Source organism: Spartinivicinus marinus, assembly GCF_026309355.1.
GTDB lineage: Bacteria > Pseudomonadota > Gammaproteobacteria > Pseudomonadales > Zooshikellaceae > Spartinivicinus > Spartinivicinus marinus.
The window spans coordinates 3,960,341-3,981,460 of record NZ_JAPJZK010000001.1; the positions used below are offsets into that span (position 1 = coordinate 3,960,341).

General features: G+C 37.8%; 16 protein-coding genes. 9 read left to right on the forward strand and 7 right to left on the reverse strand.

The window, feature by feature from the left end; genetic code table 11:
- Nucleotides 1-662: 662 nt before the first annotated feature.
- The 8 genes from OQE68_RS18090 to oppF all read left to right on the forward strand — a co-directional run bounded on the left by OQE68_RS18090 (nt 663) and on the right by oppF (nt 11,747).
- Nucleotides 663-1,994, forward strand: coding sequence for an FAD-dependent oxidoreductase (locus OQE68_RS18090; protein WP_180568240.1), 1,332 nt, complete (start codon nt 663-665; stop codon nt 1,992-1,994).
- Nucleotides 1,995-2,761: 767 nt separating this feature from the next.
- Nucleotides 2,762-4,579, forward strand: coding sequence for a GNAT family N-acetyltransferase (locus OQE68_RS18095; RefSeq protein WP_180568239.1), 1,818 nt, complete (start codon nt 2,762-2,764; stop codon nt 4,577-4,579).
- 56 nt (nt 4,580-4,635) lie between these two features.
- Nucleotides 4,636-5,667, forward strand: a complete 1,032-nt coding sequence (locus OQE68_RS18100) for a sugar-transfer associated ATP-grasp domain-containing protein (protein WP_180568238.1) — start codon at nt 4,636-4,638, stop codon at nt 5,665-5,667.
- 482 nt (nt 5,668-6,149) lie between these two features.
- Nucleotides 6,150-7,775 carry an ABC transporter substrate-binding protein gene (locus tag OQE68_RS18105; protein WP_180568237.1) on the forward strand — a complete coding sequence of 542 codons (1,626 nt, stop codon included), beginning with the start codon at nt 6,150-6,152 and terminating at the stop codon, nt 7,773-7,775.
- Between the two features lie 86 nt (nt 7,776-7,861).
- Nucleotides 7,862-8,785, forward strand: a complete 924-nt coding sequence (gene oppB / locus OQE68_RS18110; RefSeq protein WP_180568236.1) for an oligopeptide ABC transporter permease OppB — start codon at nt 7,862-7,864, stop codon at nt 8,783-8,785.
- 30 nt (nt 8,786-8,815) lie between these two features.
- A complete protein-coding gene (oppC, locus tag OQE68_RS18115; protein WP_180568235.1) occupies nt 8,816-9,724 on the forward strand; it encodes an oligopeptide ABC transporter permease OppC in 909 nt (302 codons plus the stop codon).
- Nucleotides 9,725-9,735: 11 nt separating this feature from the next.
- Nucleotides 9,736-10,746, forward strand: a complete 1,011-nt coding sequence (gene oppD / locus OQE68_RS18120) for an oligopeptide ABC transporter ATP-binding protein OppD (protein ID WP_180568234.1) — start codon at nt 9,736-9,738, stop codon at nt 10,744-10,746.
- Nucleotides 10,746-11,747 (forward strand): murein tripeptide/oligopeptide ABC transporter ATP binding protein OppF, encoded by a 1,002-nt coding sequence (oppF, locus tag OQE68_RS18125; protein ID WP_289623313.1) that lies wholly within the window; start codon nt 10,746-10,748, stop codon nt 11,745-11,747. The genes oppD and oppF overlap by 1 nt, the downstream gene beginning before the upstream one ends.
- A 69-nt stretch (nt 11,748-11,816) precedes the next feature.
- Here the strand turns inward: oppF and OQE68_RS18130 are convergent, their stop codons facing one another.
- The 4 genes from OQE68_RS18130 to OQE68_RS18145 all read right to left on the reverse strand — a co-directional run bounded on the left by OQE68_RS18130 (nt 11,817) and on the right by OQE68_RS18145 (nt 16,240).
- Entirely contained in the window at nt 11,817-12,992 is a 1,176-nt protein-coding gene (locus OQE68_RS18130) for a hypothetical protein (protein WP_180568232.1), read from the reverse strand.
- A gap of 285 nt (nt 12,993-13,277) precedes the next feature.
- A complete protein-coding gene (locus tag OQE68_RS18135) occupies nt 13,278-14,804 on the reverse strand; it encodes a lipopolysaccharide biosynthesis protein (RefSeq protein WP_353620493.1) in 1,527 nt (508 codons plus the stop codon).
- A 413-nt stretch (nt 14,805-15,217) separates the two neighbouring features.
- On the reverse strand, nt 15,218-15,508 hold the full coding sequence (locus tag OQE68_RS18140) for a PA4642 family protein (protein WP_180568230.1): 291 nt from the start codon (nt 15,506-15,508) through the stop codon (nt 15,218-15,220).
- A 177-nt stretch (nt 15,509-15,685) separates the two neighbouring features.
- The gene (locus OQE68_RS18145; protein WP_180568229.1) at nt 15,686-16,240 is read right to left on the reverse strand and encodes a hypoxanthine-guanine phosphoribosyltransferase; all 555 of its coding nucleotides are present in this window, start codon (nt 16,238-16,240) and stop codon (nt 15,686-15,688) included.
- A gap of 437 nt (nt 16,241-16,677) precedes the next feature.
- Here OQE68_RS18145 and upp point away from each other — a divergent pair, with 437 nt between their 5' ends.
- Nucleotides 16,678-17,304, forward strand: a complete 627-nt coding sequence (gene upp, locus OQE68_RS18150) for a uracil phosphoribosyltransferase (RefSeq protein ID WP_180568228.1) — start codon at nt 16,678-16,680, stop codon at nt 17,302-17,304.
- 57 nt (nt 17,305-17,361) lie between these two features.
- On the opposite strand, the gene OQE68_RS18155 is transcribed toward upp, so the two are convergent.
- From OQE68_RS18155 to OQE68_RS18165, 3 genes are all read right to left on the reverse strand, one after another.
- Nucleotides 17,362-19,083, reverse strand: coding sequence for an ArnT family glycosyltransferase (locus OQE68_RS18155; RefSeq protein WP_180568227.1), 1,722 nt, complete (start codon nt 19,081-19,083; stop codon nt 17,362-17,364).
- Between the two features lie 66 nt (nt 19,084-19,149).
- Nucleotides 19,150-19,524 (reverse strand): EamA family transporter, encoded by a 375-nt coding sequence (locus OQE68_RS18160; RefSeq protein ID WP_180568226.1) that lies wholly within the window; start codon nt 19,522-19,524, stop codon nt 19,150-19,152.
- 12 nt (nt 19,525-19,536) lie between these two features.
- Nucleotides 19,537-20,985 carry a UbiA family prenyltransferase gene (locus OQE68_RS18165; RefSeq protein ID WP_180568225.1) on the reverse strand — a complete coding sequence of 483 codons (1,449 nt, stop codon included), beginning with the start codon at nt 20,983-20,985 and terminating at the stop codon, nt 19,537-19,539.
- Nucleotides 20,986-21,120 lie beyond the last annotated feature (135 nt).

Sequence of the window (21,120 nt, forward strand, 5' to 3'; positions counted from 1 at the left end):
TTAGTGATTCCCTGAAAGCCCATGAAACTGTCGCAAAACTAATGCACTCATAATGTGTTGTGACAACCTCTTATGCCAGCAGCCACTACAAGCAATGTCGTAGCAGCTGGCTGTAAGTTAAAGCAGCAGTAAACTACTGGTGTCACAAATCATTTGCAAGTTGGGCTACATTTTACGAGCTAAGTAAGCTTAGTGCTGCTGAATTAGAGCGAACACATTCAAAAATTTCAAAGTTTTGTCAGACTTGTTTAGAAACTGATGAGTCTTTCAATGACCTTTAGTGACATAAGGTTTAATTCATCATTGCAAGTTATGGGCAATATTTTTGTAAAAAATAATTATATCAGCCCATTATTAAAAAAATTAGCTATAATGTTTGCCCCGTGAGTATTGGTCTGGTGTAAGCGAGTAACTGCCGATTTTAGCTTTATGTTGAAATGTCTATCAGGCAGTCACAAGGTTACTTTAGAAAGCTTGACCGGCTGAACTCCACAAGCAGGTATATACTGCTATTGCTTGGATGAAAAATAGACGCTGACGATGCTCTGGGGTTAACTGCTTTGCTTGCTGATACTTGCTTTGGTTATCAGTACTGATTTACCGGGATGCACGTCAGAAGAGTTTTAACTTACTTATTACTCCTTAGAGAGCAATTACCCGTTATGACAGTAAAGACGTACGATGTGCTCATTGTTGGTGGTGGTGTTTCAGGAACCGCATTACTCTATGAGCTAGCCAAGTTTACTGACCTAAAGAGCATTTGCCTGGTTGAAAAATACCACGAGTTGGCTCAAGTTAGCTCTAAAGGCAGTAATAACAGCCAGACTATTCACTGTGGTGACATTGAAACCAACTACACCCTTGAAAAAGCAGCAGTTGTTAAACGGGCTGCGGACATGGTGCGTAATTACGCTATCAAGCTGCCTGAGGAAGAACGTGACCAAATAATCTTCAAATACCCTAAAATGGTGCTTGGAGTGGGAGAGAAGGAAACATCTTTCTTGCGACAGCGTTATGAGGTGTTTAAAGAGCTTTTTCCAAACTTAAAGCTGTTGGAAAAAGAGGCTATTGCTGAAATTGAACCCAATGTGGTGAAAATCAATGGCGTAGAGCGCCCAGAGCCATTAGTGGCATTGGCGGCTACTGACGAGTATACAGCAATAGATTTTGCAGCCTTATCAAAATCCTTTGTTAAACAAGTGGAGAAGGATACTGATAAGGATATTGATATTCGCTTAGGCACAAAAGTAACCGAAATTAAGAAAGTTGGTGATAATCATCAGGTTGTTACTGATAGAGGAACTTTCGAAGCTCGTTTTGTTGTTGTATGCGCCTGTGGACACAGCTTGCTATTAGCCCAGCAAATGGGATATGGAATGAACTTCTCTTGTATGCCAATGGCAGGTAGCTTTTACTTCACCCCAAAAGTACTCAACGGCAAGGTTTATACGGTGCAGAATGATAAGCTGCCATTTGCGGCGATTCATGGTGACCCTGATGTGCTTGTGCCAGGTAAAACTCGATTTGGGCCTACTGCATTGCTATTACCAATGCTTGAGCGCTTTAATTACAAGACCATTCCAGAGTTTTTTAAGGTGCTGCGTTTAGATGGCGCTGTGTTTAAAGTATTTTGGGATTTATTCAAAGTTAAAGACATTCGTAACTACATTCTGAAGAACATCTTATTTGAAGTCCCATACTTGCGTCGCCGGTTATTTTTAAAAGATGCACAAAAGATAGTGCCTTCACTTGAGCTGAAAGATGTGCGTTTTGCAAAAGGCTTTGGCGGAGTTAGACCACAGTTGATAGATAAAGAGCAAAAGCAACTGTTGATGGGAGAAGCCAAAATCACTAAGCCAGGGATTATCTTTAATATGACACCATCACCTGGTGGTACCAGCTGTCTTGATAATGCAGAAAAGGATATTCAGGAAATTGTTAAGCATTTAGGTTGTCAGTTTGATGAAGAAGCATTTAAAGAAGCTTTGTTGTAATTGTTAACCTATTAGCTAACTAATTAGCAGAAGCTCGCTAAATGTAAAGCAAAGGGCTTCTGCTATTTTTTTAGTTGCCTATAAATACTTTTTAAATAATTGCAAGCAAAGTAAGTATACTCTTCGCGAATGATTTTTATACCCCTAGGGCACAAGGGTTTTGTTACCATCGCTCACCCAAGTCATTTAGTTTATCTAAACTCCTGGGGCTTCATCGCTCGGTGGCCTTGCCTAAATAATCCTTCGCTGTGAGTGAGTATATATTACTTTATTTTTACACCTAAAAATGATTCGTGATGGGTATGATAAAGTTTAATTAATTATTATTTATTGGTTGTAAACTTGTTTCTTTTTTAGTTGAGTTGTCTTTCTGTAAAATAAAATAAAAGTAAGTGTTTGCTTTATTGAGCTTGCTTATTTTTAACCTTCTACCACAAGTATAGTGTTTTGTACTTTCGTCAGTTTAAGGATAAAATTCACCTTATCTCATTCGCTTTTTGAGCTGCTAACTTCTTTGGTTGTTTGTTATATTACGGTTAAAAGAACAGGATAATATTTTGTAGTGAGTATTAGTTGACTTTTCAACTGATTTTTCTGGTAGTCTGTGAACTATATGCAGGCTAATCTAGATGTGGAGTATACGTAGAGTATAGTTGTTAGTCTGCAAGTATTTACGATGTAAATAAAATTATACTTATGAGTTACGAAAAAATAAGAGATTCACTATTAAGAGAACACAAACAATATAATAGTAAGTGAGGCTCTCAATGCAACGGCAGGGAATTTCTAACGCGATCGCAGGCAAAAGAATATTAGTGTTGCCTGGACAAGCGTTAGGTAATATCGGAGCAATTCGTTCGCTTGGCAGAGCTGGTTGCATGGTTTTTGTTGCTTCTTCCCAGTCTCGTGCACTGGGCTTTTACTCCCGTTTTGTATTTAAAACAACTGTTGCACCTGAGTTCAGTTCAGCAGGATTTATATCCTGGTTTTCCAGATATGTAAGCTATAACAATATCGAATTGGTAATGCCTTGTGAGCCACTCATCTTGGCTTTATTGCCTGATTGGGATGCTTTTAAGCACTTGTTTGCAGTGCCCTATGCTCAAGCTCTGTTAGCAAGAGCTTTTAGTAAAGCCCAGACAATACAGCATTTTATTGATAGTGGTGTGAGTGACAATCTGCCTGAGTCGAAAGTTATTTCATCAATCGAAGCGCTAATGTCGGATACTGAGTTGACGTGCTTTAGGTATCCTTGTTTTGTAAAAGTTGATGAAGTTGACTTAATTCAAGAGGGGGCTCCAACTGCATACTCTAGTGCCGTTCGGAAATGCCAAACCTATGCAGATGTAATTAGTGTTGTTCGAGCTTTTTTACAAACACATAGACATGTTTTGATTCAAGCATTTGCTCCAGGGAAAGGAGCTGGAGTCAATGTATTAATATGGCAAGGTAAGGTTATTACGACACTTGCTAACGTTTGTGATCGGGAGTCTCCTTATACTGGTGGGCTGGGTGCAATCAGATCGGTGATTGAACACCCTGAAATGGAAGCTGATGCCCTTGCTAAATTACAGGCTATGGATTGGCAGGGAGTTGCTATGGTTGAGTACCGGCTGGATCAAACGACAGGGCAATTCTTTTTTATGGAAGTTAATGCGCGTATTTGGGCCGCGATGCATTTGGCTTTGTTTGCAGGGGCTGATTTCCCAAGGTATCTGGCTGAGTGCCATTTTGGCGCGACACCTGACATACCCAATCAATATACTTCAGTTCGTTGTCGTTGGGATTACCCTGCCGACTTAGGACATGTAGTATCGGTGTTAAAGAGTAATGAATTTTCTGCATGGCAAAAGTTGTGCTCTTTTTTATCCTTTTTTTATTTGTATCTTGATCCAACATTACACCATGACTTAATTTTTCCTGGCGATAGCAAGTTATTTTTGCGTCAAAAATGGGAAATTATTCGAAGTGGGCGTTTGGGAAAACTGTATTTCCAAGGGGTGAAACTATTACATAAGCTGCTCAAACAGCCTGCATTATCATGGATTTTTCAGCGTCATGAGCTAGCGGTTTATCGCTTAGAGTTAGATAAGGAAAAAGCCTGCTTTCAACGCACTTCTCATGTGAAACTGCTTAGTGAGGACGAGCTTCAATTGCTTGAGGCTTGGGAAGATTGGCAAGATGTTGAGGAATTAAGACGAGATTTTCAACATCGCATGAGTGAAGGAGAGTTAATGTTCGGAGTCGTTGAGAACCAGAAAATTCTTGCCTTTGCCTGGTTAATCCCTCAAGCAAAAGCCTCTTTATTCCCACTGGTTAGGCGGCATTTTCACTATCCTGAAGGTTCTGCAGTTATATACAACGTTTATACATCACCCATGGCAAGAGGAAGAGGTTTATACAGAGCAGTATTACATGCATGCATCACCTATGCAGTTAATAAGCTCAATTTAAAGTACATTTATCAGGCAATTGAGCCAACAAATAAAATACCAATAATGATGGCTGATAAAATTGGTTTTCAAGAGCAAAAGCGGTTTAAGTATCTTTGTTTGTTAGGTGGGCAGACCGTTAAGGAAAGCTAGCTAAATTACCCTGGATCTTTGATATTTATTGAGAGCTTTGGGTTAGGGAGTTAATTATGGTTCAGAAAATAGTCGATGTCACTTCAAGCTTGAATGCCTTTTCAAAACAAAACCAGGTAAGTTTTTTCTATGTATTATGGCGGTTTATCATCTGTTATTTGAAAGGGTTTGGTCTGAAGGAATTTCTGTCTTACCCACTGTTATATGAGATCCCTGCAAATCTTATTCGTTATCGAGAATATTCAATTTTTGAAAAACGTGTTAACCCTAGAAGTACTGGAATAGTTGAGTTTGATAAGTGGATTCAGTCGTGTGTCTGGAAGGCAAATAATATTCCTCATGTTAAAACCTACGGCTTTATGGGGCCAAGAGCATCTGTGTATCAATTGGGTGAAAGGACGCTGGTGAACAAAAAAATTAGTGAGGTGTTAGAATTAATACCCTGCCCATTTGTTATTAAGCCAGCTGGTGGAGGGCATGGAGATGGATTTGATATTGTTGATGAATATGATAAACAATCTAACATAGTACAACTGCGATCAGGTAAAAGAATAAGTGTAGAAGACTTTCAGCGTGAATATTTTTCAAAGTGCGATTGGATATTTCAAGAGTTGGTAGTGCAGCATGAAACGTTAAAGCAAATTAATTCATCATCAGTCAATACCGCTAGAATTCTTACGGCAACCAATGAAAAAGGTGAGTTTATACTATTGGATGGCATGATGAAATTTGGAACTGCTGGGTCAATGATCGATAATATGGGAGCTGGCGGTATAGGGTGTCATATTGATGACAATGGAAAGCTAAGTAAGGGGTATTCTGTAAACGGCAACAAAATTTTTGAATGTCATCCTGACTCAGGCATTAGCTTGACGGGTATTACTATTCCATTTTATCAAGAAGTGATCGATACCGTAAAAACAGCACACTCGTGTTTACCACGCCCTCAGTTTTTAGGCTGGGATGTGGCCATTACACCAAATGGTCCTGTCATCGTTGAAGTTAATTCATTTATGGCTGTTTATGTAAATCAAAAGCATGATAATGGTTATCGCCAGACTGGCTTGAAAGAGTTTTTGGAGGGGTAGTACTACTTATAAATTTATTTTAATAAAATTTCGGTTTTCGCTATTACTGAGTGGTTATAGGGTTGGTTTGCGCAATCACTTATTAACGATAGCCTATTATATTAGTAAGTTGGTACTAAATTAGTTGTTTATTAAGTAGGGCTCATAATTTACCTATCAGAGCTTTTATTTACTCTTTACTCCCCCCTTTCATCTTATTAGTCTGACACCTGATGAGATTGACAAAAATCACATAAAAGATGTTAGATTGATCGACAACTTTTGTTTAGTACAAAAGTAGCACGTGTATAATGTAACAATTTGTTTATTTTTGGCTAAAATTTAACTATCGTTATGTAAACTTTTTTTTCTGTTGTAAAAATAGTTTAATACAAAAAAAGTATTGGTCTGTCCATGATACGCAGGAAGTATAATAAGTGAGTGACTAGTGACCAATTTAAAAAAATACTAATAAAACAAGTACTTAACTATTAGGAGTCAGTATGAAAACTAAACGGCTTGCTTTGTCGGCTATTTCTGCTTCTTTTCTTGCAGGAGTGCTTAGTGTTTCTTCAGTACAGTCAGCAGAGGTACCTGCTGGTGTAAAATTGGCTAAAAAACAGGAAATTGTTCGAGTGAATGGCTCTGAGCCCTCATCTCTTGATCCACAAAAGATAGAAGGTGTACCTGGTGCTTATGTAACTCGTGATCTATTTGAAGGTTTGGTCAGTGATAGCCCTGGTGGTGGTACAGTACCTGGTATAGCAGAAAGCTGGTCAGCAGATAAAACCAAGACAATCTATACCTTTAAGATTAGAAAAAATGCAAAATGGTCTAATGGTGATCCAATTACGGCTCATGACTTTGTTTATTCATTCCAGCGGGCTGTAGACCCTAAATTGGCATCTAACTATTCCTGGTACATGGAGCTGGCTGAGATTAAAAATGCATCAGCAATTATTAAGGGGAAAAAGAAGCCTTCTGAGTTAGCTGTTCGTGCAGTTGATGATTATACCTTTGAGGTCACATTAAATAAGGCTATACCCTACTTTGTTCGGATGATGGCTCATTACACCACTTTCCCTGTACATAAGGCAACAATCGAAAAGTATGGTAATAAATGGACACTACCCAGTAATATTGTTTCAAGTGGTGCCTATAAGCTGAAAGACTGGGCTGTAAATGAGCGCATTGTACTTGAACGTAATAGCCACTACTGGAATGATAAAGAAACAGTAATTAATAAGGTCACTTATTTACCAATTGTTGATAGAAATACAGAGCTTAACCGTTACCGTGCAGGTGATGTGGATATGGGCTATGAGCGGATAGCCTTAGAGCATTTCAGACGTTTGAAAAAAGAAATTCCCAATGAAGTAAAGGTTACAGGAAGAGCGTCTATTTACTATTATGCTTTTAATAATAAACGCAAGCCGTTTAATGATGTTCGAGTAAGAAAAGCATTGTCGTTAGCTATTGACCGCGATGTAGTTGCGAGCAAAATATTAGGCCAGGGACAAATCCCCACCTTTAACTTTACCCCAAATAACTTAGATGGCTTTGTACCGCCAGCAAATCCCTATGCCAAAATGACCCAACAACAGAGGGATGCAGAAGCAATTAAGCTGCTGAAAGAAGTGGGTTTTGGTAAAGATAAACCGTTATCATTTACTTTGTTGTATAACACAGATGATAACCACAAAAAAATTGCAATTGCTATTTCTTCAATGTGGAAGAAAAAGCTAGGTGCAAAAGTTAACTTAGAAAATCAAGAGTGGAAAACTTATTTAGATAATAAACGACTAGGTAATTATGATGTGGCCCGTGCAGGCTGGAATGGTGACTATAACGAAGCCTCAACGATGCTTGATTTGCTCACTTCAAATAACTCACTAAATGGCTCACAATACCGTAATAAAGAATATGATGCGCTATTAGCCAAAGCAAAAACAGCTGAAAACCCATCTGAGTATTATACTAAAGCAGAAGCCATTATTGCCCGAGACATGCCAGTAGCCCCTATTTATCAGGATGTCACTACACGACTGATTAAGCCATATGTGGGTGGATATAAAGGGAATCCTTTAGATAATACCTATACGAAAAATTATTATATAATCGCTCATTAATACTAGCATAATAACTTACTAACCTAATCCCTTAGTATCTTTATGTACTAAGGGATTGATATAATAATAAGTGAGCGAGAGTAGCAATGCTTAAGTTAATTGTTAGGCGGTTTGGTGTCGCAATACCGACCTTATTGGTATTAATTACAGTTTCATTTATTTTGATGCATGCCGCACCTGGTAGCCCTTTTTCTTCTGAACGTACTTTACCCGCTGAAGTATTAGCCAATATTGAAGCTAAATACCATTTAAATGAGCCTTTATGGAAGCAGTATTTCATCTATTTAGGTAATTTAATACAAGGTGATTTAGGCCCATCATTTAAGTATAAAGACTTCACTGTTAATGAACTACTAGCCCAGGGTTTTCCTGTTTCGGCTAAGTTAGGGCTTGTATCTTTTATTGTTGCAGTGGTATTTGGTGTTGCTTTTGGAGTGGTTGCTGCATTAAGGCAAAATACTTGGATCGATTACACTAGTATGACTATTGCCATGACAGGCGTTGTTATTCCCAGCTTTGTCTTGGCGCCATTGTTAATTTTAATCTTTGCCATATTTTATAAAGTACTACCAGCTGGTGGTTGGAATGATGGCAGCTTTAAATACTTAATCTTGCCCGTTATTGCCATGTCTACTCATTATATCTCTGCGATCGCTAGGATTATGCGGGGCAGTATGATCGAGGTATTGCATAGCAATTTTATTCGAACTGCGAAAGCAAAAGGGTTACCTGCTCGCCAAATTATTTTTAAGCATGCATTACGCCCTGCATTATTGCCAGTCGTGTCGTATTTAGGGCCTGCTTTTGTAGGGATTATTACTGGATCAGTCGTCATTGAAACTATTTTTGGTTTAGGTGGTATAGGTCAGTTATTTGTTAACGGGGCACTTAACCGAGACTACTCTATGGTAATGGGGCTGACAATTGTTGTAGGGGTGCTTACTATCATGTTTAACGCGATAGTAGATATTTTATATGCAGTGATAGACCCAAAAATACGTTATTCCTAAGAAAATAATAAAATACTACGAGAGATAGTCATGCTTGCTTTAACAAAAAAAATTGAGTCTTTACAGCAGGCTGCAGCAGATGCTGATGTAAAAGGCCGTAGCCTGTGGGAAGACGCCTGGCGCCGTTTTATTTCCAATAAAGCCGCAATTGTCAGCCTAATTATTTTGTTGCTGATTAGTATCATGACCATCGTTGGCCCATTTTTAAGTGAGTTTGCTTACGATGATACTGATTGGTTGGCAATGAATGCTGCACCCTCTGTTGAAACAGGACATTACTTTGGTACTGATCCCCTTGGCCGTGATTTATTTGTACGAGTCATGATGGGAGGACAAATATCCCTGATGGTAGGGGTAATGGGCAGCTTGGTTGCTGTGGTAGTAGGTACCTTGTATGGCGCTGTTTCCGGTTTTGTAGGAGGGAAGCTGGATAGCTTTATGATGCGTACATTAGAAGTACTCAGCTCATTTCCTTTTATGTTTTTTGTTATTTTATTAGTTACCTTTTTTGGGCGCAATATACTCCTGATTTTTGTTGCTATTGGTATGGTGTCCTGGCTTGATATGGCCAGGATTGTTAGAGGCCAAACCCTCAGCCTGAAAAACAAGGAATTTATAGAGGCCGCTCATGCCTGTGGTGTTAGAACTAATAAAATAGTTACTCGACACATAGTGCCTAATGTGTTGGGGGTGGTTGTCGTATATGCTACTTTGCTGGTGCCTAGCATGATTTTATTTGAATCCTTTTTAAGTTATTTAGGGCTAGGAATTCAGGAGCCACAGACCAGTTGGGGAGCACTTATTTCTGAAGGGGCAAAAACCATGGATATCACTCTATGGCAGCTGCTATTTCCAGCCAGTTTTCTCGTGCTGACGCTATTTTGTTTTAACTTTGTGGGTGATGGATTAAGAGATGCATTGGATCCTAAGGATCGCTAGGGGGTGTTAGCATGAGTTTATTAGATGTACAAGATTTACGGGTGGCGTTTGAAACACCTGATGGCATGGTGACAGCCGTAAATAGCTTGAATTTTGCGTTATCTGAAGGTGAAACCTTGGGTATTGTAGGAGAGTCTGGCTCAGGTAAAAGTCAAACTGCTTTTGCTTTAATGGGACTACTTGCCAAAAATGGTCATACATCAGGTAAAGCCTTATTTAATGACAAAGATGTTTTGCAATTAACCAGTGCAGAGCTGAATAAAATCAGAGCTGAACAAATTGCGATGATTTTTCAGGATCCTATGACATCGCTTAACCCTTATATGAAAGTGGGAAAACAGCTAGCTGAAGTGTTAATTTTACATAAAGGCATGGATAAAAAGTCGGCTAGGGCTGAGTCAATTCGCATGCTAGAAGCTGTGCATATTCCTGAAGCCCATAAGCGCATTGATATGTACCCTCATGAGTTTTCAGGAGGAATGCGTCAGCGGGTGATGATTGCAATGGCATTATTATGTCGCCCTAAGCTGTTGATTGCTGATGAGCCAACTACGGCGCTTGACGTAACTGTACAGGCTCAGATATTAACTCTATTAAATGAGCTAAAACAGGAGTTTAACACGGCGATCATTATGATCACCCATGACTTGGGTGTTGTAGCAGGGCTTTGTGATAAAGTCCTTGTGATGTATGCGGGGCGTACGATGGAATATGGTGCGGTGAATGATGTGTTCTACCAGCCAACTCACCCTTATACTAAAGGTTTATTAGCATCAATACCTGATTTAGTGGCAGACCAAGCGGAGTTGCCAACAATTCCAGGTAATCCACCCAATTTATTAAATTTACCTCAAGGCTGTCCATTCCAAGAGCGCTGTGGTTATGTTTTTGATCGTTGTCGACAGATATCACCTGAACTTGAAACATTTGATGGTTATCGACAAAGAGCTTGTCATTTACAGCAAGAAGCAGTGAATCAAAAAACTGAGCAGCAAGTAATTAGGCAAGAGGTGATAGTATGATGGCAGCGTCTGAAAAAGTGATAGTAAAAGTTAGAGACCTCAAGGTTCACTTTAAAGTTGATCATAAAGGTGGCTGGCCATGGCAACCAAAGCCAACTTTAAAAGCGGTAGATGGAGTGAGTTTTGATATATATGAGGGTGAAACTTTAGGCGTTGTTGGTGAATCTGGCTGTGGAAAGTCCAGCTTAGCCAGGGCCTTGATTGGTTTAATACCTGCGCACTCTGGCTCTGTTTTATGGCTAGGACAAGATCTTACTCAGTTAAATCGGGATGAATTGAGAGAAAAACGACAGGATTTACAGTTCATTTTTCAGGATCCATTAGCTTCTCTTAACCCCAGAATGACGATTGGTGAAATTATTGCCGAACCATTACAAACCTTTTACCCAGACATGAGTAAACGTCAGATAGAAGAAAAAGTTAAAGCCATGATGGGTAAGGTAGGTTTATTACCCAACGTGGTTAACCGTTACCCTCATGAATTTTCTGGTGGTCAGTGTCAACGGGTCGGTATTGCCAGGGCATTAATTTTAGAGCCTAAGCTAGTGGTTTGTGATGAACCTGTGAGTGCATTAGATGTATCTATCCAAGCACAAGTAGTTAACTTACTTAAAGAGCTTCAACGAGAAATGAAGCTTTCTCTAGTGTTTATCGCTCATGACTTAAGTGTGGTTAAACACATCAGTGATCGGGTCATGGTCATGTACTTAGGGAATGTGGTGGAGCTGGCCAGTAGTAAAGAATTATATAGTAAGCCAATGCACCCTTATACTCAGGCATTATTGTCAGCGGTGCCATTGGCTGATCCTGAAAAAGAAAGAGATAAACAGGCGCAAATTTTAGTTGGTGATTTACCGTCCCCCATTAATCCACCTAAAGGATGTGTTTTTTGCACTCGCTGCCCTATAGCAGAAGAGCGTTGTCAACAACAACGACCCACTTTGCAAACTATTAATAGTCATCAGGTGTCTTGCTTAAAAGTAAACGGTGGGAACTGTTAAGTAGTAGTTGGTAACTCTTAAGAGCACTGAATGTTTAATCAATGATCAAATATTCAGTGCTAATTGATATTAGCTAACCCAGTCAATCCTTACACGATAACTGCGCCATGAGGCATTAGAAAATTTATCTAATGCTTTTTTAGTTAAATTAAATGTTAAAAGATGAGCTAATTTATGGCTATGAAATTTAACCAAATAAAGCCACATTAGCCGCCTTAATTTTATTTCAATATTTCGGTTATTTGTTTTTTGACTTAGATCGATTAGCTCTTGAATGAAATTTTCTGCCACAACGTTGTTTGGTTTTAAATATTTTAGGTGATTAATAATATTAATATCTGGGAAAGCATTCGTTGACTTATTAATTAACTCAAACACTAGTAATGTTCGAATACACTTAGAACACTGTCCACAGTTATGATCAACATATCTCCAGCATACTTGTAAGTCATCATGAAATTTTTCTTTTTTGATGATAGCCAGTGTTTTATCAACACGAGATGCTTGCAATCCATCATGAAAAACAGCGGTTTTTTCACTACTCCACATCGGATCAACTAATGGATGAGAGCCCCAAGGAATTAAGAAGTTATATGTAAATGAAGAAGGAATATATACTTTAGCTAAAGGCAAACTTATCCCAAGTGATGCCATCGTAATGCCATGTTGAAATTCATTGGAAATTTTCTTTTCGTTAATATATTCGCGAATATTGTTTTTTATTACAACTAATGTTTTGTTGTGTTTTTTTGCAATATTATTAAGTTTTTCTATGATGGTTTGGTGCTGGTCGGCTGGGTCAAATTGATCAAATCCGGTTAAAAAAATGAGATAGTCTATATCGTCTAAGTGTGAAATTAGAGTAAAAGTACTATCAACTCCACCAGAAAAAAAACTACCAGCCTTTAAGGAGGTAGTTTTATTAGTAGTTATATTTTCTATGGTATCTGTATGTATCTTGATAGGATGCAATTTAGGATTCCAGTTGTGGTATATTTGCTGGATATCATGAATTTTTGTTAAGAGTAAGGGAGATATAGTTAATGGCGCTTCAATTATAATATCTTGCTGGCTTACCATCGCTTCTAGAAGAGCTGCACCTAAAAACATCTCACCAGGTGATGGTGGGGATATAGCTTTTGGTATCTCAAACCAAATTACATCATTATTTAGTTTGGCTGAATGGCGTACGCTACTATCTGAACATTCTGTAACATAGTCAGAAATTACTAGCTGTTTTTTCATAATATGCCATCTCCTGTCTAATATTCAGCAAGCTATAAGTGATTAAGATTGTCACAGACTGTTATATATGCCCCTTTAACAGTAACCATTTTGTATTTTTATTTAAACATACCTATAAAACACACTAAGTGTAGCAATAATATAATTTGCTTGATGAGCGCAAGACAGTTACTAAGTATAAAAATACATGAGAGGCATATGCTTGTAAGTGTTTACAATATTTATGCTTTTTACTATAGCTGCATCAAGGAGTCATCACAAGGTAGGAGGTAAAGAGAAGACGACTTATGTACTGAGTCTCAACTTTAGTGCAGATAGCTTAGGCTTAATCAATTGAATGATAATGCTTTCTGCGCCTGTTGTTTTTGAGCAGTAAGAAGCGTTTTCGCTACTATAGGTAAAATACCATAAGCTAAAATGACAGGCACTATAAACAATCATACCAATAAGGGACATCACAGACATAGCCAGGAAGTCCATGAAAAAGTTATATTGTAATGGAAACCATTTTGTTAACACTAACAAAGAAGCCATCAGTAAAACAGCTGATAAAGCTGTTCGGGTTAATGGCCAAAGTAATTGAAAGACTGGTAAGGAGAGTAATCGACAACTGATGACTAAACTTAACGTTGTACTGAGGATAGCCGTTATAAGAATACTAAGCAGTGCTTCTGCTATATAACCTTGTACAATAAAGTAGCTGAATAAAGAAATTCTGATTGCACCTTGAATGAATAGAATAGCAGTTACTATGTGAGGTTTTGCTAGAGCATAATAGATTGATAGAGTTGCTCCTGTGACTAATGAAAATGCTCCAGAAAGACAAAAAATCTTTAACATCCATGATTCACTTAGCCATTTTTCGCCTAATAAAGTGATAACAAAGTGTTCATTTAGTGCTGCAAGTGTAGTTGCTATTGGTACACCAAAAAATGCAATCATAGCAATACTATTAAGAAAGACTTGAGCTAATTGGGGTTTGTTATCTGTTAGCTTTGAATAGCCAGGAAATAACGCTTTCTGTATAGGGAGTACTAACTCAACAGTAGTAATATCAGAAATCTCCTTCATCATTGAATAGTTTCCAAGTACTTTGGTATTGAGTGAGCTTCCAACAATTAGCATCATCAAGCGATTATTTGCATAGAGCAGAATATTTGTAAATAGCATCCATTTTGAAAAATTTAACAAACTACGCCAACTCTTCAAGGAAAGAGAAGGGCGATAGTTACTCATAACAAAACTGAGAATCAGTCCTGCTAAGCAGTTTGTAATCATACCAAAAATTAGAGCCCAATAAGACTTTAATAAAAGGCCTGCAACCACTGTTACTAAAAACGATAGAATTTTTTTGCCGAATTCAAAGTTAAACTCTTTCTTTAGATTTAGCTCTTTACGAAAATTCACGACACCAATGTTAGTGAACCCTTGTATGATGGCCATGACTGCTAGGCAAAGAAAAATTGCAACTAGCTGGGGTTCATTAAACAGGCTTGCGATAGGGTAGCAACCAATCAGTAGGCCTATTGCAATGAATAGCCCCATTAGAATATTTAAGCTCCATGCCGTATTGTAGTCGTCTTTAGTCGCTTGTTGGTTTTGTATTAACGGTAAATCGAAGTTAAAAGTAGTGACAACATCCAAAATGGCATAAAAGCTCATAGCAAGTGCAACAATTCCGTAATCTTCAGGAACAAGTAGCCTTGCCATAATAAACAAGCTAACAATGCTTAACAGGCGAACACACAGTCTTAGGACTACCATCCAAACTGCTCCAATGCCCATTTTTTTTGTAATATCGGTGTTGCTCATGTATACAAAATATGACTTATTGTTAGTTGGTTTATTATTAAGTAAGGTTTTGTTTAATATAACATAGGCTATCTATACTTTATAGAATTTTAAAAATCACTATGACAATTAATAGTAGTTTTTATTAACTTTAATTGTTGGTAATGTTTTTTAGTGAGAGATGTAAAATTTTTTACAATATATTTTTAAGGGTTAATATTATTGTGGATACATAGAGTATTTTCTTTGGGTAGATAGTATGTAAGTTACTACTTTTTTATTAATAACTGTTAGCTTGATTTATAATTATTTGTTGTAATTCATTTTTGGTATTAATCTTTTGGGCATAACTAGCTGCTGAATGTAGTTTTCGCGAATGAATGTTAAGGCAAACTTTTATATGATTAGCCCAAAAATCATTCGCGGAAAATAGCTTAGCTGGCACCTGCCTGCTTCAGTGCGTTTATATACACACTAGCTTGTTGGTGGCTGCTAATGGTTGTTAGGAAGGTTTCACCTTCTTTATTTGTGGCATTGATGTTATGGCCTGCAGCAATAAAAAACGTTAAGAATCGACTAAAATCATCCTCACGTAATGCTCGGTAAGCGTTGGTCAGCATGTGGTAGTCATTATTGGTGCCATCATGAGATTGAATGGTTAAAAGCCCTTTTAGACGTTCATCAGATACATCTTCGCCAATAACTTTTTGCTTATCTTTTTTCACTGAAATACACCTGCTAAAACAAAGTCAACAGGGTAAATTTTACCAGGCTTATGGGAAGTAGGCTATGACAGGCTGAAAAGAATACAACAGGGATAAGCGTATGGCTTGAATATTAGTTGCCTAAGTAAGGTAGCTAATACTCAAGCCATATATTTTAAATGGTGAGCAATATGGTTATTAGTGGCCTTTCAAAGCATAAATGCCTGGTGCATTACGCCAGTAGCCTTTATAGTCCATACCATATCCAAATATATAGCGATCTTCTATTTGTAAGCCAATATAGTCAGCATCAAGACTCACCCCTTTTCTATCATGCTTTTTCTCAACCAGCACGGCAGTGATTACTGATTTGGCCCCAGCTTTTTGGCAATACTCAACAATTGCTGCAAGAGTATGTCCTTCATCTAAGATATCATCGATGATTAGAACATTGCGATCTTCCATTTCGGTATTTGGCTTAACAAGCCAATTTAACTCTCCTCCCCGAGTTTCATTACGGTAGCGAGTTGCATGGATATAATCTATCTGTAAAGGGAAGTTCAGCTTGGTCAATAGTTTACCACTGGTGACAAGTCCGCCATTCATAATGCAGAAAACCAGTGGATTACTGTTAGCCAGATCAGCTGTGATGGCTTGTCCCATGCGGTCGATGGCTGCTTCAACTTCTGCATCATCATATAAGCAGTCTGCTTCAGCATACACCTCTTTAATATGGTCAAGATCAACAGGCATGAATGGGGACCTCACTAAGCGTTGGATAAGTATGAAATACAATAGCCAAAATGACATATCAGAAACTTAGGTTTCTGATGAGCTTGTTACTAGTGTAATGCGCCTAACAGTAACCAGCGATTTTACCCTGAGTTTGGTGCCATACACTAGATATAAAGGGCGCAACCATACTAAGGATTAACCAATTGAGCAAGCTTTTTCTTGGAGCTAATGACAACGGTCTGATTGTTCTAATAATACAGTAGAAGTGGCATCTATTGAGCTGAACGAATATGTGCAGTTAAACCAACGAGTATTGTTGTATGTCTTCATACCTGTATTAATTGCAGTCAAAAAGGCTTTAAGAAACTTGAGTGAGGGGTAAACCTCACTTAGTATGAAGCACGACATGATGAGCACTATGATAAGTAATTGATTAATAACAAGCAGAGTGAAACATGAAAGTCCATGAGATTAAGCATCCTTTGGTACAGCATAAACTTGGTTTAATGCGTAAAGAAGGGATTAGTACCAAGGGATTCCGTGGGTTAGCGAGTGAAGTGGGATGTTTGCTTACTTATGAAGCAACAAAAGACTTGCCTCTAGAAGATAAGGTGATTGCAGGTTGGGCAGGGAATGTGACGGTTAAGCAAATAAAAGGCAAGAAAATCACTGTGGTGCCTATTTTACGTGCAGGTCTTGGTATGTTGGATGGTGTATTAGAGCTTATTCCCAACGCCAAGGTTAGTGTGGTAGGACTTTACCGTAATGAAGAAACCTTAGAGCCTGTACCTTACTTTGAAAAGTTGGTCAGTAATATTGATGAGCGTATGGCGCTGATAGTGGACCCTATGTTAGCAACAGGGGGCTCAATGGTGGCTACTATAGAAATGCTAAAAAAAGCCGGTTGCCATGAAATTAGGGTATTAGTATTGGTTGCAGCACCTGAAGGTATCAAAAAAGTAACAGATGCTCACCCTGATGTAGAAATATTTACAGCATCTGTTGATGAGAAGCTTAATGAAAGTGGTTATATTATTCCTGGCCTAGGAGATGCTGGAGATAAGATTTTTGGTACTAAGTAAGATGTAAAAGCCTGCAGCGAAAGATATACTTTTCGTTGCAGGATTTTAGAATAGTTATTATCCGCCTGTTTTTGGAGAGTTGGTAATCTTTCTACCAATAATTGGTAAATTATTTGAAATTTTTATTGGTCCGTCCGCTATATTGCCTAGATTGCGATAAACTATAAGCTCTTTTTCCTGGGCATTATAATTAGAGGGCATTTTAAACCGCTTAACTTCTTTAAACTTATCGCTTCTAAGAACATTTTGTAGCTTAGCCATTTGATCCAGATCTACCCAAAAATTGGGTTGGGCTACAATGTAGTGAACACCCATTTTATTAATTAAATCATTTATTTCAACTTCACTGTAGCTTTGTTGTTTAACCCCTAGTGATCGTCGGACTGCAACCTCCAATAACAGCTTGTCTGCACGCAAAATATTTATGTCAGGGCGATTTGATTTGGCTCGCATATTAAAAATAAATGAGCCATCACGGTAGCCAGAGAATAATACATTACTGTTGTCTGGTGTAACTTCGGCTATATAGTCAACAACATCGCTGTAACCATCTACATAATGTACTGGGCGTGAAATAGTGGTTATGGTCAGGGTTAATACCCCAATTAAAATGCAGCTTGTGGCAGCCCATAGTTCTTTATTTTTAAATAGTTTATTTTGAAGAGCTCTGTTTTGAAGAGCTCTGTTTTGAAAAGCCCTGTTTTGAAACAAACCTCTTTGAACTAACTTGTTTTGAAATAAATAATGGCACGAAAAGCCAGCAAATAGAGCGATAGGAAGAAGCAAATAGATACTGTGTCTAGTCTCTTTTAAATCGATAGATGAGTAAAACAGGTATCCTACTATCAACCATGAGATTAAAAATAAACTATTATGAATATTGGGTTGAGTAGTGAATGGTGAGAGCCATAGTATAAGAAAAACAGTTGAGATAAGTAGTACAGGCCAACCAACTTGTGCTGGAAATTGTAATGCATACCAAATCCAGCCGTCAATTGATAGTCTTGAAACAATAGCATCACTAATACCCATTGCAGATTGAACATTTGTTTGCCCAAACTCAATTGTTAAATATACTAATGGTAAAATTCCTATAATTGCTAGCCCTGCAATGATATAGCTATGTTTATCTCTAATTAGTGAGTATCCTCTGGCACTTATTAAGGCAATTAAGTAAGGCAAACAAACAAATGCAATAGAAAGTTTTGTATATATGCCTAGCACTAGTAAGGCAATACTTAGGTATAAGTATGAAATACGTTGTTCACGAGTGTATCTGACTAAGAAATAGCTACTCCATACTAAAAAGGCAAAAGCAGGTATTTCTAACATTATCTGACGGCCCCAGTAGGCTATTTCTGGAGAAGCGATAATCATGAGTGCTACACCAAAAGATAATGGTGCTGTTAACCATTGGCGAGCTAAAAAATAACATCCACAAGCAAAAAATACATAACATATGAAAAGTACAAATAAAGCGGTTTCTTGAGAAACTCCAAAAATTGCATAAAAAGGTGCTAATAAGAAGGAGAAAAGTGGTGGGTAAAATAAAATCGTGAGAGCTGGGTATTGTGAATAATAATCATAAGCATAAGTGACAGGATCATAAAATGGAGCTGCTCCAATAAAGTCCATTACAAAAGCACCATTTAATGCATGGCGTGGTGAATCTGGCCATGAAAAAGCACCGCCAGCAGGTGCTCCCGTCAAAAATAAAAAAGCAACTATGAAGCAAAGTAAAATACAAAAAATGGTGCTTTGATATTGTCTAAACTTCATCTTTATATACCCATCATAAATTATTTTTAGGCGTAAAAATAAAGTGGCATATACTCACGAGTATACTCATGCTGATTTACCAACTAACACACACCCACAAGCAATAAGAACTGTTCCGAACACTCGGGTTGGTGTTAATGTTTCATTAAGTAGTAATGCGCTAAAAGCCATTGTCACCAAGAAGCTGACACCAACAAATGGATAGGCGACAGACAGCTCCACTTTTGATAGTACCCATAACCACATGGCAACACTTAATCCATAAATTATTAACCCTACCCAAATAAAAGGAGATATTGCAGCAGCCAGTAGTGATTCAGTAATACTACTTTGCAAAGCAGAGGCCATAGTGGGCTTAGTTACTCCTAGCTTAAATGCGAGTTGAGCACAAGCAGATAGTGTTACGGTTAGTAAAGTTAAACTGAGAACAAGATATGTCATATAATAACCTTACTATATTTGAAAGTACTTAGCTGAAAGTACAACAATAAGAAATCCTAGCCCCACAAGCTGGCTGACTCTGTCTTTTATTGCAAATACAATCGGGTCGTCAGCTATTTTTCCTCGTCGTGCACCAACCCATACACGATTACCCCAATAAAGAATTAAAAAACAAAGTATCCATAGCAATTGAGGGCTTTGATATAAACTGATCACTTCTTCGCTATTAATATAAAGTGAGAGAACTAACACTGAGGCTGTTATATTAGCGATACCTAGGGTAAACATTGTTTCCTGATCAGAAACACTATAGCCTCGCCCAATAGCTTTATTCACACTGTGATTAGTGGCCTCAGAAAGGGAATAAAGTTCAATATAGCGTTTTAGATAGGCCAAACTAACAAAAATAAAAATTGAAAAGCTGAGTAACCAAGATGATAAGGCAACACCAATAGCTACTGATCCAGCGACAATACGTGTTGTGTATAGAATAGCAAGTGTCATTACATCAGCAGTTGATACTTGTTTAATGATAAATGAGTAAGCATTGATGGCAATGTAATAAAAAATAAGTATTATGAAAAAGGATAAAGGAAGCAGTAACCAGGCAAGTATAAAAGAAAGTAAAGGTAAAATAATGGCGCTTGCTATGCCAATCGACAGCGGTAGGGTGCCGGCAGCTAATGGTCTAAATCGCTTGGTGCTATGGCTGCGATCAGCTTCTAAATCTAGCATGTCGTTTAAAAAATAACCTCCGGAGGCACAAATACTAAAGCAGAAAAAAGCAATTAGAGCAGAAAATGCAGTTGCTGGCTCATAGTAACTGTGGGAGGTAAATAAAGGTACAAACACTAACAGGTTTTTAACCCACTGATGTATTCGCATTGCTTTGATGAAGGCAATGCCTGTTGACTGAGTGTGGGTAATAATTTTTTCTGCTTTCCCATTACGTCTAGCTTTTTCTATATCTTTAATGGGTGCATCTACAAATATGTTTGAATATGCTTTCTGCCAAATGGGACGATCAGCTAAACTGTCTCCAGCATAAATAAAATCATCGCTCCCGACTATGCTCTGTATGCTTGCTAGTTTATTAGTACCTTTAAGGTTATTTGTGCTATCAGATGCAATCACTTGATCGAAAATACCAAGGTACTTAGCAACTGTATTTGCAAAGGTTTGGTTTGATGCTGTAGCTAGAATCAGTCGTTTGCCTTGTTTTTTTTGTACTTTTAAGTAGTCGACTAGCTCAGTTGTATAAGGAAGGCTTTCAACATTGATTTCAACTAAATTGGCTACTTTTGCTTTAGCTAGCTGTCTTCCTTGGAGTAACCAAAAAAAAATTTGAAAAATATAAAGTGGCTTTTGTTTGATAAGCTTTAGTATGGACTCAAGAAATAAATCGGTACGTATGAGTGTACCATCTAGGTCAACAAAAATATATTTAACTTCTTTATTCATGATTAATACTCGCAGGCTGACCACTTTGGATTTTCATAAAAATGATTTCTTGCAGGCATGTCACTGCTGTAGATATAAAGTTATTTCTATAAAAATAGAAATAATTGGTTGATGAGTATTGAGTACTTATTGAGG

Coding starts and splice junctions, on each gene's coding strand:
- oppD (WP_180568234.1), top strand. CDS start 9,736: ATGAGTTTATTAGATGTACAAGATTTACGGGTGGCGTTTGAAACACCT.
- OQE68_RS18165 (WP_180568225.1), bottom strand. CDS start 20,985: ATGAATAAAGAAGTTAAATATATTTTTGTTGACCTAGATGGTACACTC.
- OQE68_RS18155 (WP_180568227.1), bottom strand. CDS start 19,083: ATGAAGTTTAGACAATATCAAAGCACCATTTTTTGTATTTTACTTTGC.
- OQE68_RS18160 (WP_180568226.1), bottom strand. CDS start 19,524: ATGACATATCTTGTTCTCAGTTTAACTTTACTAACCGTAACACTATCT.
- OQE68_RS18090 (WP_180568240.1), top strand. CDS start 663: ATGACAGTAAAGACGTACGATGTGCTCATTGTTGGTGGTGGTGTTTCA.
- oppF (WP_289623313.1), top strand. CDS start 10,746: ATGGCAGCGTCTGAAAAAGTGATAGTAAAAGTTAGAGACCTCAAGGTT.
- oppB (WP_180568236.1), top strand. CDS start 7,862: ATGCTTAAGTTAATTGTTAGGCGGTTTGGTGTCGCAATACCGACCTTA.
- oppC (WP_180568235.1), top strand. CDS start 8,816: ATGCTTGCTTTAACAAAAAAAATTGAGTCTTTACAGCAGGCTGCAGCA.
- OQE68_RS18130 (WP_180568232.1), bottom strand. CDS start 12,992: ATGAAAAAACAGCTAGTAATTTCTGACTATGTTACAGAATGTTCAGAT.
- OQE68_RS18145 (WP_180568229.1), bottom strand. CDS start 16,240: ATGCCTGTTGATCTTGACCATATTAAAGAGGTGTATGCTGAAGCAGAC.
- OQE68_RS18095 (WP_180568239.1), top strand. CDS start 2,762: ATGCAACGGCAGGGAATTTCTAACGCGATCGCAGGCAAAAGAATATTA.
- OQE68_RS18100 (WP_180568238.1), top strand. CDS start 4,636: ATGGTTCAGAAAATAGTCGATGTCACTTCAAGCTTGAATGCCTTTTCA.
- OQE68_RS18105 (WP_180568237.1), top strand. CDS start 6,150: ATGAAAACTAAACGGCTTGCTTTGTCGGCTATTTCTGCTTCTTTTCTT.
- OQE68_RS18135 (WP_353620493.1), bottom strand. CDS start 14,804: ATGAGCAACACCGATATTACAAAAAAAATGGGCATTGGAGCAGTTTGG.
- upp (WP_180568228.1), top strand. CDS start 16,678: ATGAAAGTCCATGAGATTAAGCATCCTTTGGTACAGCATAAACTTGGT.